The organism is Carnobacteriaceae bacterium zg-84 (genome assembly GCA_013874835.1).
In the GTDB taxonomy this organism is placed as follows: Bacteria; Bacillota; Bacilli; order Lactobacillales; family Aerococcaceae; genus WM01.
Genome location: CP059430.1, coordinates 1,802,762 through 1,820,171, shown reverse-complemented (window position 1 = coordinate 1,820,171; position 17,410 = coordinate 1,802,762). Strand labels below are relative to the sequence as shown.

15 protein-coding genes are annotated in these 17,410 nt (G+C 35.3%); 14 read left to right on the top strand and 1 reads right to left on the bottom strand.

Annotated elements, in window-relative coordinates:
* Positions 1-96 precede the first annotated feature (96 nt).
* Positions 97-2,694 (top strand): ATP-dependent chaperone ClpB, encoded by a 2,598-nt coding sequence (gene clpB / locus H1220_08650; GenBank protein QMI85743.1) that lies wholly within the window; start codon positions 97-99, stop codon positions 2,692-2,694.
* Positions 2,695-2,787: 93 nt separating this feature from the next.
* Here clpB and H1220_08645 read toward each other — a convergent pair whose 3' ends face one another.
* The gene (locus tag H1220_08645) at positions 2,788-3,870 is read right to left on the bottom strand and encodes a DUF2974 domain-containing protein (protein QMI85742.1); all 1,083 of its coding nucleotides are present in this window, start codon (positions 3,868-3,870) and stop codon (positions 2,788-2,790) included.
* Positions 3,871-3,964: 94 nt separating this feature from the next.
* On the opposite strand from H1220_08645, the gene H1220_08640 reads away from it, so the two are divergent.
* From H1220_08640 to rplW, 13 genes are all read left to right on the top strand, one after another.
* Complete coding sequence (locus tag H1220_08640) at positions 3,965-4,612, top strand: dTMP kinase (GenBank protein QMI85741.1); 648 nt, start codon at positions 3,965-3,967, stop codon at positions 4,610-4,612.
* 22 nt (positions 4,613-4,634) lie between these two features.
* Complete coding sequence (locus H1220_08635; protein ID QMI85740.1) at positions 4,635-4,964, top strand: cyclic-di-AMP receptor; 330 nt, start codon at positions 4,635-4,637, stop codon at positions 4,962-4,964.
* On the top strand, positions 4,964-5,923 hold the full coding sequence (gene holB, locus H1220_08630; GenBank protein QMI85739.1) for a DNA polymerase III subunit delta': 960 nt from the start codon (positions 4,964-4,966) through the stop codon (positions 5,921-5,923). Before H1220_08635 ends, holB begins: the two co-directional genes overlap by 1 nt.
* Before the next feature lie 16 nt (positions 5,924-5,939).
* Positions 5,940-6,272 carry a DUF972 family protein gene (locus tag H1220_08625; protein ID QMI85738.1) on the top strand — a complete coding sequence of 111 codons (333 nt, stop codon included), beginning with the start codon at positions 5,940-5,942 and terminating at the stop codon, positions 6,270-6,272.
* Between the two features lie 18 nt (positions 6,273-6,290).
* A complete protein-coding gene (locus H1220_08620; protein QMI85737.1) occupies positions 6,291-7,097 on the top strand; it encodes a DUF805 domain-containing protein in 807 nt (268 codons plus the stop codon).
* A gap of 390 nt (positions 7,098-7,487) precedes the next feature.
* The gene (locus H1220_08615) at positions 7,488-8,927 is read left to right on the top strand and encodes a proline--tRNA ligase (protein QMI85736.1); all 1,440 of its coding nucleotides are present in this window, start codon (positions 7,488-7,490) and stop codon (positions 8,925-8,927) included.
* Positions 8,928-9,347: 420 nt separating this feature from the next.
* The gene (locus H1220_08610) at positions 9,348-13,679 is read left to right on the top strand and encodes a PolC-type DNA polymerase III (GenBank protein QMI85735.1); all 4,332 of its coding nucleotides are present in this window, start codon (positions 9,348-9,350) and stop codon (positions 13,677-13,679) included.
* A gap of 56 nt (positions 13,680-13,735) precedes the next feature.
* Positions 13,736-14,293 (top strand): chromate transporter, encoded by a 558-nt coding sequence (locus tag H1220_08605; protein ID QMI85734.1) that lies wholly within the window; start codon positions 13,736-13,738, stop codon positions 14,291-14,293.
* Positions 14,283-14,819: a chromate transporter gene (locus tag H1220_08600; GenBank protein ID QMI85733.1), complete on the top strand. Its 537-nt coding sequence runs from the start codon at positions 14,283-14,285 to the stop codon at positions 14,817-14,819. Before H1220_08605 ends, H1220_08600 begins: the two co-directional genes overlap by 11 nt.
* A 677-nt stretch (positions 14,820-15,496) precedes the next feature.
* Positions 15,497-15,805, top strand: coding sequence for a 30S ribosomal protein S10 (gene rpsJ / locus H1220_08595; GenBank protein ID QMI85732.1), 309 nt, complete (start codon positions 15,497-15,499; stop codon positions 15,803-15,805).
* A gap of 23 nt (positions 15,806-15,828) precedes the next feature.
* Positions 15,829-16,467 (top strand): 50S ribosomal protein L3, encoded by a 639-nt coding sequence (rplC, locus tag H1220_08590; GenBank protein QMI85731.1) that lies wholly within the window; start codon positions 15,829-15,831, stop codon positions 16,465-16,467.
* Between the two features lie 23 nt (positions 16,468-16,490).
* Positions 16,491-17,114 carry a 50S ribosomal protein L4 gene (rplD, locus tag H1220_08585; protein ID QMI85730.1) on the top strand — a complete coding sequence of 208 codons (624 nt, stop codon included), beginning with the start codon at positions 16,491-16,493 and terminating at the stop codon, positions 17,112-17,114.
* Complete coding sequence (rplW, locus tag H1220_08580) at positions 17,114-17,404, top strand: 50S ribosomal protein L23 (GenBank protein ID QMI85729.1); 291 nt, start codon at positions 17,114-17,116, stop codon at positions 17,402-17,404. Before rplD ends, rplW begins: the two co-directional genes overlap by 1 nt.
* Positions 17,405-17,410 lie beyond the last annotated feature (6 nt).

The window sequence follows — 17,410 nt, the reverse complement described above, 5'->3', positions numbered from 1 at the left end:
AAACAACAATCAAAAAAATATTTGACTTTATTTGACCTTCGCATTATAATTAGCACTGTAAGGTATAGAGTGCTAAAGCATAAAGAGGTGATGTCTATGAATATAGAAAAAATGACAACAACCATGCAACAAGCGATTGGGCAAGCACAACAAATCGCTATGTTACGTAAACATCAAGAAATCGATACTATTCATTTATGGAAAGTATTTTTAACGCATGGGCATTTTGCTAGACAATTATATGAAGATATTGGTGTCAATGTAGATACTTTTAATACGTATGTAGATGAACAATTAGATAAAGTATCCGTTGTTGAAGGGCAAAGTATTCAATACGGACAAGCAATTAGTCAGCAGCTATTTCAATTATTTGCACAAGCAGAAGCTATTCGTGAGCAATTTCAGGATGCATATATTTCTACAGAAGTTGTTTTATTAGCACTATTTGCATGTCCACAACAAGTATTGTGCCAATACTTAATCAAACAAAACATAACACAAGATATGTTAAAACAAAGAATTGATGATATGAGAGGAGGACAACGTGTGATGTCACAAAATCAAGAAGAGCAATATGAAGCATTGAAAAAATATGGTGTCGATTTAACGGAAGCGGTCAGAAGCGGGAAGCAAGACCCAGTGATTGGTCGTGATGAAGAAATTCGAGATGTTATTCGTATTTTATCACGTAAAACAAAGAATAATCCAGTACTCATCGGGGAACCTGGAGTTGGGAAAACAGCGATCGTCGAGGGGTTGGCTCAGCGTATTGTGAAACGTGATGTTCCTGAAAATTTAAGGGATAAAACGATTATTTCATTAGATATGGGAGCACTTATTGCTGGTGCAAAATATCGAGGAGAGTTTGAGGAACGTTTAAAAGCTGTTTTAAAAGAGGTAAAAGAAAGTGATGGTCGTATTATTTTATTCATTGATGAAATACATACGATTGTCGGTGCAGGTAAAACAGAAGGAAGCATGGATGCTGGAAATCTGTTGAAGCCGATGTTAGCTAGAGGAGAGTTACATTGTATTGGGGCAACCACATTAGATGAGTATCGTGAAAATGTCGAAAAAGATAAAGCGTTAGAACGTCGTTTCCAAAAAGTATTAGTAACAGAACCTACGGTAGAAGATGCGATTAGCATTTTACGTGGCTTAAAAGAGCGTTTTGAAATTCATCACAGTGTTAATATTCACGACAGTGCTCTAGTAGCGGCGGCAGTATTATCAAACCGTTACATTACAGATAGATACTTACCAGATAAAGCCATTGATTTGGTCGACGAGGCATGTGCAACTATTCGTGTGGAATTAAACTCAATGCCAACAGAACTAGATCAATCAATTCGTCGATTGATGCAACTAGAAATTGAAGAGGCTGCATTGAAGAAAGAGCATGATGATGCAAGTAAAAAACGTTTACTAGATTTGCAAGAAGAGTTAGCAAATTTGCGTGAAGAAACGAATGCATTGAAGTTGAAATGGGAAACGGAAAAAGAAGAGGTTAATGCACTGAGTGCGAAACGTCAAGAGTTAGAACAAGCACGTCATGAATTAGACACAGCCGAAAGTGCCTATGATTTGGAAACAGCAGCGATGTTAAGACATGGTAAAATCCCAACATTAGAGCATGAATTAAAAGTTTTGGAAGAAAAACAAGATGCTTTACAAGAGGAACGTTTAACACAAGAGTCAGTGACGGAAGAACAAATTGCTGAAGTTGTTGGGCGTTTAACAGGTATTCCTGTCACACGTTTAGTAGAAGGTGAACGTGAAAAATTATTAAAATTAGACGCTACATTACACGAACGTGTCATTGGACAAGATGAGGCTGTACAACGTGTTGCAGATGCGGTACTGAGAAGTCGTGCAGGGCTACAAGATCCTAATAAACCTATTGGTAGTTTCTTATTCTTAGGCCCAACTGGTGTCGGGAAAACGGAATTGGCAAAAGCGTTGGCAGAACAGTTGTTTGATTCAGACACGCACATGGTTCGTATTGATATGAGTGAGTATATGGAAAAATTTGCTGTATCTCGTTTAGTTGGAGCGCCTCCGGGGTATGTCGGTTATGAAGAAGGTGGTCAATTAACAGAGGCGGTTCGTCGTAGTCCATATACGATTGTGTTATTAGATGAAATTGAAAAAGCACATCCAGATGTGTTTAATATTTTATTACAAGTTTTAGATGACGGACGTTTAACAGACTCTAAAGGAAGAACAGTAGATTTCAAAAACACGGTGTTTATTATGACGAGTAATATCGGTTCATCTGTTTTATTAGACGGTGTAACAGATGACGGTACAATCACGCAAGAAGCACAAGAAAATGTGATGAGCTTGTTAAAAGCACATTTTAAACCAGAATTTTTAAATCGTATTGATGATACAGTTTTATTTACCCCATTAAATAAAGCAGTTGTTAAAGATATTATTAAAAAACTGGCAAAAGATTTAAGTGTTCGATTACAAGCACAAGAGATTCGCTTAGAATTAAACGATGATGTTCTCGACTGGATTGCAGATAGTGCCTATGACCCAATTTATGGGGCAAGACCTTTGAAACGATTTATGACAAAAGAGTTGGAAACACCACTTGCAAAAGAAGTCATTAAAGGACATATTATAAAAGGGAAAACGGTTCTTGCGATATTACAAGAAGGAAAACTTGTTTTTCAATCTAAAGAATAATTGTTGTTAATCATAAAAGACAGGTCAAGCGACCTTTCAGATGTCGCTTGACCTGTCTTTTATTTTTCGTTAGATTAGGAGGATAGTATCATCTTACTCTTTTTTCTTGAGAACGTCTTTTGTGATAGATTTGACAAATAATTGAATGGTTTCGGTAATTAGTTTACTTGTTTCTTTGTCTAATTCGCCATAAGCTTTCATCATTTTGAGCAATTTATGAGGTGTATTGACTGAAAAGTCACGTACATCGGTAATATTTGCGGAAAGCATCATTTGATAAATGGCATTTCCTAATGTTTTTCGTTCTTCTGTGGATAGACGGGTAAGTAGAGCAGATACAGAGCGTTGAATATGTTTGCTCGTTGCATCTCTTTTTTCTAAGTAAATAAAATCATTTCTTTCGATTTCCCAACTATATGTGTCGTGTTGGAGGACGTTTGTGGCACTACTTTTAACGATATCGTAAGGTGTGTTATGGTTTAACATCATGCCAACGATTGCTGTTTCTGGAACAAATGTTTTAATTTTTTTCTGAATTGGTCCAAACGCTTCATCTGTTGACATCTGCTCATTAAATCCTGGGCCGTCAAAGTTGTGAATATACACAATTTTCTGTTGAATATCTTGAGGTGCAAATGCTCCTGCGTAGATTGCCAAGTTTCCACCTTTTGAATGGCCGCCTAAAATAAGACGTTCTTTAATATCTGATTGATGCTTTGTTAAATAGGATACAGCTTCAATTTGGGACGGAATAGCATTTTCAAATGTCATGTTGAAATCTTCTTTCCAGCCGACGAGTGTCATATCTGTTCCTCTAAAGACGACATAGGTTGTGCGAGAATCTAATTGAAACATCATAGCTGAAAATTGTTGTTCCTGTTCAACGTCCACGGTATTTTGGTAATGTTGCACGAGTAATTTTGAAAAGCGCTTTGTATGCATAAGTGTTTCTAATAGGGTATTGTCCTTACTCATAATGATATTTGGATCGTTTTGGCGGTTAACACCAAAAAAATGCTCACCAATTTGTTGGATTGTTTGCGGAAAATCATTCACGATATTATCAAATGGTAAATAAGAAAAACGCGTTAAAATCATACTATCAACAACATTAAAACGGCTTTGTCGAAAACTTAAGTCGCCTCTCCAGTGTAAGTAATCAAATAATGTAGCCATGCACGACGCCTCCTTGAATGTTTATATGTTTATCATAGCATATTTATAAAAAAGTGTGGTAAAATAAAAATATCATATAGTAAGGAGGGAGCGTATGTCTGGGGTATTTATTACCGTTGAAGGAGCTGACGGTGCAGGGAAAACAACTCTTATTCAAAAATTAGTACCAAAACTTAAACAAGAGATAAATGTTCCGCTTTTGTCTACACGAGAACCCGGAGGTAATGTGATTGCGGAAAAAATAAGGGAAGTCATTTTAAATCCTGATTATACTCAAATGGACGCAAGAACAGAGGCCTTATTATATGCAGCAGCAAGGCGACAGCATTTGGTAGATAATTTATTACCGGCATTGGCAGAAAATAAATGTATTATTTGTGATCGTTTTGTAGATAGTTCGATTGCTTATCAAGGACGAGGGCGTCAAATTGGTGCTGAAGATGTTTGGCAAATTAATGCCTTTGCAATAGACGGACATCAACCTGATTTAACATTATATATTGATGTTCCGATAGAAGAAGGGTTAAATCGTATTCATCATCACCGAATGGATGAAATCAATCGTTTAGATATGGAAGGCATTGCTTTTCATCAACGTGTTCATGAAGGATATGAAGAATTGGTAAAGGAATATCCAAATCGTATTGTTGTTGTTGACGGCATGCAGTCTCCACAAGAGGTATTAGAAACGTGTTATCGTGTTATTAAACAGCGATTTCCACATTTGTTTGAAGCAAAATAAAGATAGAGAGGTATAGAATAAGATGAAATTAGTGGTGGCGATTGTACAAGATAAAGATAGTTTAGTATTAAGTCAATCTCTTATTGAGGCAAATTTACGTTCGACACGTTTAGCATCAACAGGAGGTTTGTTGAGAAATGGCAGTACAACATTTTTAATTGGGGTAGAAGATGAGCGTTTACAAGAAGCACTTGATGTGATTAAAGAAAACTGTTCAAAACGTGAAGAAATTGTGATGCAACAATCAATGTTAGGTGCAGGGTTAGAAAGTTTGCTAACGTATCCTTTAGAAGTCGCTGTTGGAGGAGCAACTGTCTTTGTGTTGCCAATTGAACAGTTTAATCAATTTTAATGATGATAGCATATGATAAACAACCTCATATTCGGCAACGTTTGTTACAAGCCTACCATAAAGATAAATTAGCCCACGCCTACTTATTTTATGGAAAATCTGGTGTTGGTAAGTTAGAGGTAGCGAAATGGTTTGCCAAATTATTATTTTGCAAACAAGTAGGTGAAACGGGAGCGTGTGTGACATGCTCTGTTTGCAAGCGAATTGATTTAGGCGATTTTCCCGATGTTGATATTATTCAACCCGACGGAGCATCTATAAAGGTTGAACAAGTTAGACAACTAAAAGAAAGTACACATTATAGTAGCTTGGAAAATAAACGAAAAGTGTATATTTTAAATCATGTAGATACAATGTCTATTAGTGCCGCCAATAGTTTATTGAAATTTTTAGAAGAACCTGAACAAGACATTTATTTTTTGTTGTTAACGGAGCATAAAGACAAAGTATTACAAACGATACAATCTCGATGTCAATTAATACCTTTTGTGAGCATTTCTTCAACAATCATTGAAAAAGATTTGATAGATAGAAGTGTTCCAAGCCATTTGGCAAAATGGATTAGTCTTCTCACGCAAGATAGTCAACAAGCGTTGGAGTGGGCAGAGTCAGATACATTTTTTGAATTTCATCAAGCAATGCTACATTGGGCAAAGCTACTATATGAGAACGACGTCACCTCTTTTGTCTACGTGCAGACAACATTAGCACCCTTTATTCAAGATAAAGCACTTGCTTTTGTAGGATTAGATATTGTCAGTTTATATATGCGTGATGTTATGCTTAGTGCTTTTGATGTATCAAACGTGCATTTTAAACACAAATCTATGGGGCATCAAGAGGGATTTTCTACAAAAGATATGTTTTTGTTTATTGCAAAAGCGAAAGAAAGATTGTATGCCAATGTATCGGCACAAGTATGTTATGAAACATTAAGTATTGATATAGTAAGATTATAAAGATAAGGATGATAAGATGAACACACAAGCGTTATACGATCAGTTAGCGTTTATTGAACAACAAAGTGTCGCAATTGAAGAAACCATTAGACAAATGAAAGCAACAATATACACTTTGATTGATGAGAATAGTAGTTTAAAGATAGAAAATGCACATTTAAGAGAAAAAATTGATGCATTAGATAGCACACAAACTCGCTCTAATGATGTCAATTCAAAAACGTATAGTATGATTAACTTGGAAAGATTATATGAATCTGGTGTTCATGTCTGTCATAATTTTTACGGTGCAAAAAGAGATGAAGTATGTTTATTGTGTGAATCGCTTTTAAGTCAATTAGAAGAATAAAAAATAAGGAGAAATATTATGGCTAAAATAGATCAACGTGGTCAGATTGTGCCACCAAAACAAGCAATCAATGATTTTTTTAAAGGATATTTTGATTTTACCGGCTACACTACACGTGCGGGGTATTTGTGGGTAGCGTTAATTTCAACTGTTTTTTTGTTCGTGCTATTTTTTGGAATGATTGTATCTATGATGGAAGCAATAAATTCTTTTGGACGTTATGGTTACTATTACAGTGATTTTGGTATTTTGAGATTTTTATTCTCACTTATTTTACTTGTAGGACTATTTTTACTTATTCCATTTATTGCCATTCAAGTGCGACGTTTAAGAGATTCAGGATTTACGAATAGAGGAATAGTAGCGATATATTTGTACGTACTATCTGTTTTCCCATTTGCTATTATATTAAGTATTTTAACAGCTCTAGCAAATGTCGTTCCGGCTTTATTTGGAATTGTTTTAGTAGTATTTCTTTTTGCGTATTATTTTTCTTGGATTATTTTAGGAGGTCTATATTTTGCAGGGCTTGTGTACCCAACGAATGGTTTTGTCATTGATATAGATAATCCGGTTTTAAATTTCTTTTTCCGTCGTACAAATGAACCAGAAAAAGAAAAAGTTGTTTATGTTTATAAATCAGTTGAAGTTGAGAATGAAGAAAAGACTGTCGCAACAGAAAAAAGCACATCTGAACAAACAGATGTAGAGGAAGCGGTACAAGAAATTAAAGAAATTAAAGAAGTTGAAGAAGTTCATGAAGAAATGGAAACGTCGATAGTAGAACCTTCTGAGAAAGAGTTGTCTAACGAGGACGTTGAATAATTATCAGAAAAACAAATAATATTAAAGCAGATAAAATCAAAGATTTTTAATTTTATCTGCTTTCTTTATATTTATTCGATGTTTTTGTTAAAATGATATTTATTGGGAATGGTTATCACAGATTTTTCTAAAAATAAGTTGCTTTTTTTGATAAACTCCGTTATTATAAATAAAAATCAGATTAGTAAAGATTGTCATGGTTTTAGAGAGTTTCGGTAGCTGAAAAGAAACACCCGCTGATAACTTGAACCTACTGATAGATTTTTATTTGTGAAAACAAATCGGAGTAAACTCCGTTATCAATGCAAGAGTATAAATGAAGGTGGTACCACGATATAGTCGTCCTTTTTGGCGGTTATATCGTGGTACTTTTAATATATGGAGGAGCGTATGGAAAATTTACAAAAACAAGACTTTTCAAAATGGTATTTACAAACTATTCAACAAGCAGATTTAATGGATTATTCACCAGTTAGAGGGTGTATGATTTTTAAACCTGACGGCTACGAATTGTGGGAACATATTCAAAAAGAATTTGATAAACATTTTAAAGCAGAGGGTGTTCGTAATGCGTACTTCCCAATGTTAATTCCAGAATCTTTTTTTGCTAAAGAAAAAGATCATATTGAAGGATTTAGTCCAGAATTACCTTTTGTAACAGAAGCGGCAGGGGAGCCATTAGAAGAAAAATTAGCATTACGTCCAACATCTGAAACGATGATAGGACATGCATTTAGTAATTGGATTAACTCATACCGTGATTTACCACTTGAAATTAACCAATGGGCAAATGTATTCCGCTGGGAAAAGAAAACTTTACCATTTTTAAGAACATCTGAGTTTTTATGGCAAGAAGGGCATACAGCTCATGAAAATGAAGAAGATGCAAGAACGCGTACAATGAGAATGCTAACTATTTATAAACAGGTCGTTGAAGGTTTGCTTGCTATTCCTGTTTATGACGGAGAAAAAACACCGTCTGAACGTTTTGCAGGGGCTGTGTCGACATATTCAATCGAAGCAATGATGAAAGATGGCAAAGCCGTACAAGCTGGAACTAGTCATTATATGGGAACAAAATTTGCTGAAGCATTTGATATTAAATATTTAAATCGTGATAATGAACATGTCTATGCGCATACAACATCATGGGGTGTTTCAACACGTTTAATTGGAGCAACGATTATGACACATGGAGATGAGCAAGGTCTTGTGTTACCACCACGTATTGCACCAACACAAGTTGTCTTAATCCCAGTTGGTCCATGGAAGAAAAATCCAGAAATTGTAGAAAAATTAGAAGAGATTAAAGCGACACTTATATCTAAAGGGTTACGTGTAACATTAGATGATACAGATAATTCACCAGGTTTTAAATTTAATGAATGGGAATTAAAAGGTGTCCCAATGCGTATTGAATGTGGACCACGTGACTTAGAAAATCAGCAAGTGATGACAAAAATGCGTGATGCACAAGAAAAAGTAGCTGTATCCTTTGACACTTTAGTTGAGTTTGTTGTATCACAATTAGATGAGATGCAAGTACGTTTATTAGAAAGTGCAAGACGTATGCGTTCTGGAAATGAATACACACATATTAACACCCTTGATGAATTGAAAGCACATATTGAAGAAAAACGTGCTAATCAAGAAGTGCCAGGTTGGGTATTGATTGGTTGGGACGGTACAGAAGAAACCGAGGCAAAAATTAAAGAAGAAACAGGATTTACGACACGTAATATTCCATTTTGCCCACCGATTGAAAAAGCAACATGCTTAGTAAGTGGTAAACCAGCTAAGTATACAGTTTGGATTGCAAGAGCTTATTAGGATATAGGATAAAATCCTGGATTTATCGGTTTTATACCAAAAAAGTCAAATTGACTTAAAATATACAGAAGATGTGATGCATCTATATAACTTCGATAAAACAAAAAATAAGAAGTAGGCGTCTACGGTTGAAAGCATGTCTAATTGGAATAGTAGCTTTCGTCATACACTATCATCCGATTTTGTTTATCATCACGTATGTTAAATATGTCTTATTTTTTGAAGTTATGGCTTTTTAATGAAGCAAAGTGTATATACTTTGGAAGAAGAATTTTTAGAAAGTGTTCAAGAGAGTTTTTCTAACGCTATCTATTATTGACTACCGGTTAGACAAAATTGTTTAACCGGTATTTTGCTTGTAAAGAATTTCTTTTCATTTCATGCTATAATATGAACGAAAGATAAAAGAGAGGTAACAATATGACGCAAGAAAATTTGTTTTTAGTTTTATTACAACAAGTCAATTTGCATGAACATCCAGACTTTATGTCGTACCATACGAGCATTGTCTTAGAACGAGTAATTGTCAATCAAGAGCAACATACATGGACATTTGTTTTAAGTATGCATGACTTGATTGATTTTTCTCATTTGCGTTTTTTAGAAAATGCGATTAAAGAAACTTTTTCACGTATTGCAGAGATATTTGTTCATGTAAAGGCAGAACATGCTGTGCTTGAACAAGATAATGTGCGTCAATATTGGGCGTATGTGTTACAAAGACAAGGTATTTCAAATGGGTTATATCGTTTGTTAAGCCAACAAGATATTGCGTTATTAGAAAATAATATATTACGAATTACAGTAGATAGTGAACAGGTGTTGCAACAAGTTTCTACTCGCTATAAAGAAGGCATTCAACAAGTATATGCTTCTTTAGGGTTTCCTGCTTTTCAATTAGATGTGATTTTGGATGAAGAAGCATCTTTGCAAAAAAGAGAACAATTTCTTGAAAAGCAACAACAGGAATTAGAACAATTAGCACATCAAGCACAAATTCAAATGGCACAACAAGAACCAAAACAAGAGAAAAAAATTGAGGAAGAGATTGTTTTGGAAAATGATGTGATTTTTGGTAGACGAATCAATCCAAATGAGATTGTTCAGCAAATGGGGGATGTGACTGAAGAACATCCGAATCTTATATTCCAAGGGTATATTTTTGCCAGTGAGGAAAAAGAATTACGTAATGGGAAAAAAGTATTTACGATCAAATTTACAGACTATACAGGGTCATTTGCACTGAAATTATTTTCACGGAATGAAACAGATGCGAAATTGTTTGCGACGTATTTGAAAAAAGGAAACTGGATTAAAGTAAGAGGAGCACTCGAAGAAGACCAGTTTATGCGAGATATTGTTGTCGTGCCAAGAGATATTAACTTAGTGGATATTCGTCCGAGAATTGATACAGCGTTTGATGATAAAAAACGTGTGGAATTGCATTTACATACGACGATGAGCCAAATGGATGCAACTAACCATATTAGTGATTATGTTGCACAAGCAGCCAAGTGGGGACATAAAGCCATAGCTGTCACAGATCATGCGGGGGTTCAAGCATTCCCTGATGCGTATGCTGCCGGACAAAAGCATGATGTGAAAATTCTATACGGTGTTGAAGCTTATGTGGTCGATGACGGTGTTGATGTAGCGTATAACCCGTCCCATGAAAATCTCTCAGATGCAACGTATGTTGTTTTTGACGTGGAAACAACGGGGCTATCAGCTGTTTATGATACAATTATTGAGTTGGCTGCTGTCAAGATGCATAAAGGAAATGTTATTGATACTTTCGAAGCGTTTATCAATCCAGGACATCCATTGTCGGCGACAACGATTTCGCTAACGGGTATCACCGATGAAATGGTGCAAAAAGATGGGCGATCTGAAAAAGAGGTTTTACAAGAGTTTAAAGCATTTTCTCAAGGAACAATTTTAGTGGCACATAACGCATCATTTGATATGGGCTTTTTGAATACAGGGTATAAAAAAGTGGGGATTGATGAAGCTACTAATCCAGTTATTGATACACTAGAGTTATCACGTGCATTGCATCCTGAATTAAAATCACATCGCTTGAATACATTAGCTAAACGTTATGGTGTGGCTTTAGAACAGCATCACCGTGCGGTATATGACTCTGAAACGACAGGGTATTTATGCTTTATTTTCTTAAAAGAAGCATTTGAACAACACGGTATCTCTTATCACGATGAATTGAATAATGATTTAGGTGTAAAAGATGGCTATAAACGCTCTCGCCCATTTCATGTGACAATATTGGCGAAAAATGAAGACGGATTAAAAGATTTATTTAAACTTGTTTCAGAAAGTAATGTCCATTATTTCTATCGTGTACCACGTATTCCACGTTCGTTATTACAAAAGCACCGAACGCATTTATTACTTGGTTCTGCATGTAGTAATGGAGAAGTTTTTGAAGCAATTATGCAAAAAGGATACGATGAAGCACTTGAAAAAGCAAAATTTTATGACTACTTAGAAGTGATGCCTAAACAAGTTTATTCAACACTAATTGCAGAAGAGCTAGTTCATACAGAAAAAGACTTAGAGGATATCATTTCACAAATCGTCCAAATGGGTAAAGATTTAAACAAACCTGTTGTAGCGACAGGAAATGTGCATTACTTAAATAAAGAAGATCATATTTATCGTGAAATTTTGATTTCAACTATGAAAGCAAATGTGAATCGACAACTCCATTTTCCAGAAGTTCATTTTAGAACAACGGACGATATGATTCGTTGTTTTGACTTTTTACCTAAAGAAGATGTGGATAATATCGTATGGAGAAATCCTCAAAAAATAGCAGATAGTATTGAAAAAATTACACCTGTGAAAAAAGACTTGTATACACCGAAAATTGAAGGTGCCGAGCAAGAAATTACGGATTTAAGTTATAAAGAGGCTCGACGTTTATATGGAGAAAATTTACCTGAAATTGTTGAAAAACGTTTAGAGAAAGAATTGAAAAGTATTATCGGAAATGGGTTTTCTGTTATTTATTTAATTTCACAAAAATTAGTACATAAAAGTGTGTCGGACGGCTATTTAGTTGGTTCCCGTGGTTCTGTTGGCTCCAGTTTTGTAGCGACTATGACAGGTATTACAGAAGTTAATCCGCTTGCTCCGCACTATCGTTGTCCAAATTGTCAATACTCTGAGTTTTTTGATGAAGGGCAATATGGTTCGGGATACGATTTGCCTGAAAAAGCTTGTCCGCATTGCCAAACAATATTAGATAAAGATGGACAAGATATTCCGTTTGAAACATTCTTAGGATTTTATGGGGATAAAGTACCTGATATAGATTTGAATTTCTCAGGAGATTATCAAGCACGTGCCCACGCTTATACAAAAGAATTGTTCGGTGAAGATTATGTATATCGTGCAGGGACCATTGGTACGGTTGCTGATAAAACGGCATATGGTTACGTAAGAGCCTATGAACGAGATAAAAATTTACACTATCGTGCTGCAGAAGTAGACCGTTTATCCCTAGGGGCTACTGGTGTGAAAAGAACGACTGGTCAGCATCCAGGTGGGATTATTGTTATTCCAGATTATATGGACGTTTATGATTTTACACCTGTACAATATCCAGCAGATGCACAAGATGCAGAATGGAAAACAACACATTTTGATTTCCATTCCATTCATGATAATGTGTTAAAATTAGATATACTTGGACACGATGATCCAACAGTCATTCGTATGTTACAAGATTTATCTGGACGTGACCCAAAAACAATTCCACCAACGGATAAAGATGTGATGAAAATTTTCCAAGGGACAGAAGTACTAGGTGTGACACCTGAACAAATTGATAGTAAAACGGGAACACTGGGGATTCCTGAATTTGGGACAAAATTTGTACGAGGTATGTTAGAAGCGACAAAACCGACAACTTTTGCAGAGCTATTACAAATTTCTGGTCTATCACATGGAACAGATGTTTATTTAGGGAATGCTGAGGAATTGATTAAACAAGGTGTTGCCCCATTATCGAAAGTTATCGGTTGTCGTGATGACATCATGGTTTATTTAATTCATGCAGGCTTGGAAGATGGTGTTGCGTTTAAAATTATGGAAAGCGTGCGTAAAGGAAAAGGGATACCTGATGAATGGCAAGCGATTATGCGAGAAAATAATGTTCCTGAATGGTATATTCAATCGTGCTTGAAAATTAAGTACATGTTCCCAAAAGCCCATGCGGCTGCATATGTGTTAATGGCTTTAAGAGTTGCTTATTACAAGGTGCATGAACCGTTATTGTACTATTGTGCTTATTTTTCTGTGCGTGCTAATGATTTTGATTTGGTGAGTATGGTGCAAGGAAAAGAAATGGTTAAAAAACGTATGAAAGAAATCAATGATAAAGGATTAGACGCTACTGTTAAAGAGAAAAACTTGTTGACTGTTTTAGAATTAGCTAATGAAATGTTAGAAAGAGGCTTTACATTTAAAATGGTAGATATTGAAAAATCTCATGCACGTCATTTTATTATCGAAGGAAATAGTTTATTAGCGCCGTTTAGAGCTGTACCAAGTTTGGGAGATAACGTTGCTCAGCAAATTATGCAAGCACGAGAAGAAGCGTCGTTCTTATCGAAAGAAGATTTGGCAAAACGTGGTAAAGTAAGTAAGACGATTATGGATTATTTTAACGATAATGGTGTTTTGACACATTTACCAGATTCCAATCAATTATCATTATTTGATTTTTAAAAATAAGTAGACATTCTAATCATAGAGTGTCTACTTCTGTTAAGAAAGGAAAAAAGATGCTTTGGCAATTATTTAAAAGAACGTTTATGATAAGTGCCTTTACATTTGGTGGAGGTTATGTCATTGTACCATTGATGAAAACGACATTCGTCGATAAATTAGAGTGGATTGATGAAGATGAAATGCTAGATTTGATTGCTTTGGCACAGACCGCACCAGGAGCAATTGCTGTTAATGCTTCGGTTGCGATTGGGTATCGAATGGCAGGTGTTATTGGGGCAGTTGTCACAATGTTAGCGACTGCTTTACCACCAATGGTTATTTTAATGGGTATGTATGTATTGTATGATGTTGTAAAAACAAATCCAGTTGTAGCAAGTTTACTTCAAGGTATGCAAGTGGGAGTATGTGCTGTGATCTTAGATGTTGTGGTTGATTTACTTGTTGGTATTCATAAACAAAAAAGTATAGTAAGTTGGATTGTGTTTTTTGGTGCACTTTTGCTTACAATGATTTTCCATGTTCATATTTTAATGGTCATTATGATAATGACGATTGTTGGGCTTGTTTTAGCTATCATTGAAAGAAAGTGGGTACATAAAGATGTTGCTTGATTTATTAGTTACATTCATGAAAATTGGGGTGTTGAGTATCGGAGGTGGTTACGCCTCTCTACCATATATACAAAGCATTATTGTCCAAGAAAAAGGTTGGTTAGATACAAATACGTATGCAGATTTATTAACGATTTCTCAAATGACGCCTGGGCCTTTAGCTATCAATTCAGCGAGTTTTGTTGGCATGAAAGTAGGAGGACCGATAGGTGCAGTTGTTGCAACGGTTGGGAATGTATTACCATCGTTATGTATTGTATTACTCTTTTCAATGATTTACTACAAGTATAAGAATTTAAATGGCGTACAATTAGTCATGAAAGCAATTCGACCGGTTGTTGTAGCACTGATTGTTTCGGTAGCATATAGTTTAGTAATGATGTTGACAAATAATGAACGTATGATCTACCAATTTCTACTATTGATAATATGTTTTATTATTGTCAGAATGAAAAAAGTGAATACCCTTCTTATTATTTTTGGTGCAGGTATTCTTAATATGTGTTTGATGTATCTGATGTCGTAAGTTTTATAATCGGAGGGGATATAGATTTAAACTATACCGATAAATATGCGAGAGCGGATAAGAAAGGCTAAAGTGTTAAAAGCACTTACTCAAGAACGTAAAAATCATAAAAAGAGAAAAGGAATTTTAGAAAAGTAGTAAATGTCAATTAGTAATTTTTGTGCAGCTTATCAAAAAATGTAAGTGTTGATAAAAAATTCGTAACTATTAAAATGTAAAAGGAACTGTTGGATTCTGTTTGCACTGTAGTTTTTTAGAGAATTGCGAAAAGGCTTGATATAAATTGGTTTAATGAGTTATATCGAGCTTTTTTGAGTATTATCAATTATTTGAATAGAAATTGATTTTTGAAGTAATGTTTGTTTATAAGGAATAGTTTTGATTTTGGCGATAATGTTTATGGTAACGCTTCACAAAAATATGTAAAAAATGTTATGAAATTGTAAAAAAAATTTCCGAAAAAAGCTTGATTTAATCGGCTTTTTTTTGTATAATACTGGAAGTGTCATTGTGTTTATAGGCGATTCATGCCCAGAAACAGTGACCCCCTCTTGAAAAAAGAGGGTTAGTGATGATGCGAGAGGTTGCGACACACCCGGACGCTTTGCCTAGTCAGGTGTGACGGAAATTTTCGTGGAGCTAGTCTTATGCAAACATTTGACGAAGGAGGTAAAAAAATGGCAAAACAAAAAATTCGTATCCGTTTAAAAGCTTATGAACATCGTGCTTTAGATCAATCAGCGGAAAAAATCGTAGAAACAGCGAAAAGAACTGGCGCTAGTGTAGCGGGTCCTATCCCATTACCAACAGAAAGAACAGTATATACAGTGATTCGTGCGACTCACAAATATAAAGATTCTCGTGAACAGTTCGAAATGCGTACTCACAAACGTTTAATTGACATTGTGAACCCAACGCAAAAAACAATCGATGCCTTAACAAAACTTGAATTACCAAGTGGCGTTGATATCGAAATTAAATTATAAAATAAATTATCAGGAGGTGTACCATGGCCAAAGGAATCTTAGGAAGAAAAGTAGGGATGACTCAATTCTTCACTGAAAGTGGTGAATTAGTACCAGTAACAGTTGTTGAAGCAACTCCAAACGTCGTTTTACAATTAAAAACAATCGAAAACGATGGTTACGAAGCTGTTCAATTAGGTTACCAAGACAAACGTGAAGTATTGACAAACAAACCTGAAAAAGGTCATGTAGCTAAAGCAAACGCTACTCCTAAGCGCTTCATTCGTGAATTTAACAATGTTGAGCTAGGAGAATATGAATTAGGACAAGAAGTAAAAGTTGATGTTTTCCAAGCAGGAGACATTGTTGATGTAACAGGAACATCTAAAGGAAAAGGATTCCAAGGTGTTATCAAACGTCATGGACAAAGTCGTGGACCAATGGCTCACGGTTCTCGTTACCACCGTCGTCCTGGGTCAATGGGTGGAGCTTCTTTCCCATCACGCGTATTTAAAGGTAAAAACTTACCAGGTCAAACAGGTGGAAATCGTATCACAATTCAAAACTTAGAAGTTGTAAAAGTTGATTTAGAAAACAATGTAATTTTAATCAAAGGTAATGTACCTGGATCTAAAAAATCATTAGTAGAAATTCGTACTGCTCGCAAAGCAGGAAATAAGTAAGCTGGGAAGGAGGAAACGATTAAATGGCAAAGGTAACTTTATTTAAACAAGATGGTTCAACTGTCGGCGAAATCGAATTAAACGATGCAGTATTCGGCGTAGAACCAAATGAGAATGTTGTGTTCGATGCAATCATTATGCAACGTGCTTCATTAAGACAAGGTACACACGCTACAAAAAACCGTAGTGCTGTACGTGGCGGTGGTCGTAAACCATGGCGTCAAAAAGGAACTGGTCGTGCAAGACAAGGTTCAACTCGTTCACCACAATGGGTAGGCGGTGGAACAGTCTTTGGTCCAACACCACGTTCATATAGCTATAAATTAAACAAAAAAGTTCGTCGTTTAGCTATCAAATCAGTTCTTTCATCCAAAGTGGCTGAAGGTAACTTAGTAGTAGTAGACGCATTAAACTTTAGTGCACCAAAAACACAAGAATTTGCACAAGTATTGAAAAACTTAGATGTGACATCAAAAGTATTAGTTGTTGTAGAAAACGGTAATGACTTTGCGGCATTATCAGCTCGTAACTTACCAAATGTTACAGTTGTAGCAGAAGACAACGTAAGTGTACTAGATGTATTCTCAAACACAAAAGTATTATTCACTCAAAGTGCTCTTTCAACAGTAGAGGAGGCTCTTAAATAATGAATGCTCGTGATGTAATCAAACGTCCAATTATTACAGAAGCATCTGTACTAGCAATGGATGAGAAAAAATATACTTTTGAAGTAGATGTACGTGCTAATAAAACATTAGTAAGACAAGCAATCGAAGAAGTCTTCGGTGTAGAAGTGAAAAGTGTTAACATTATGAACGTACGTGGTAAATTCAAACGCGTAGGTAAATATGCTGGATACACTAAAAAACGTCGTAAAGCAATCGTAACATTAACAGAATCTTCAAAAGACATTGAAATTTTTGAAAGTAACGACTAATATTCA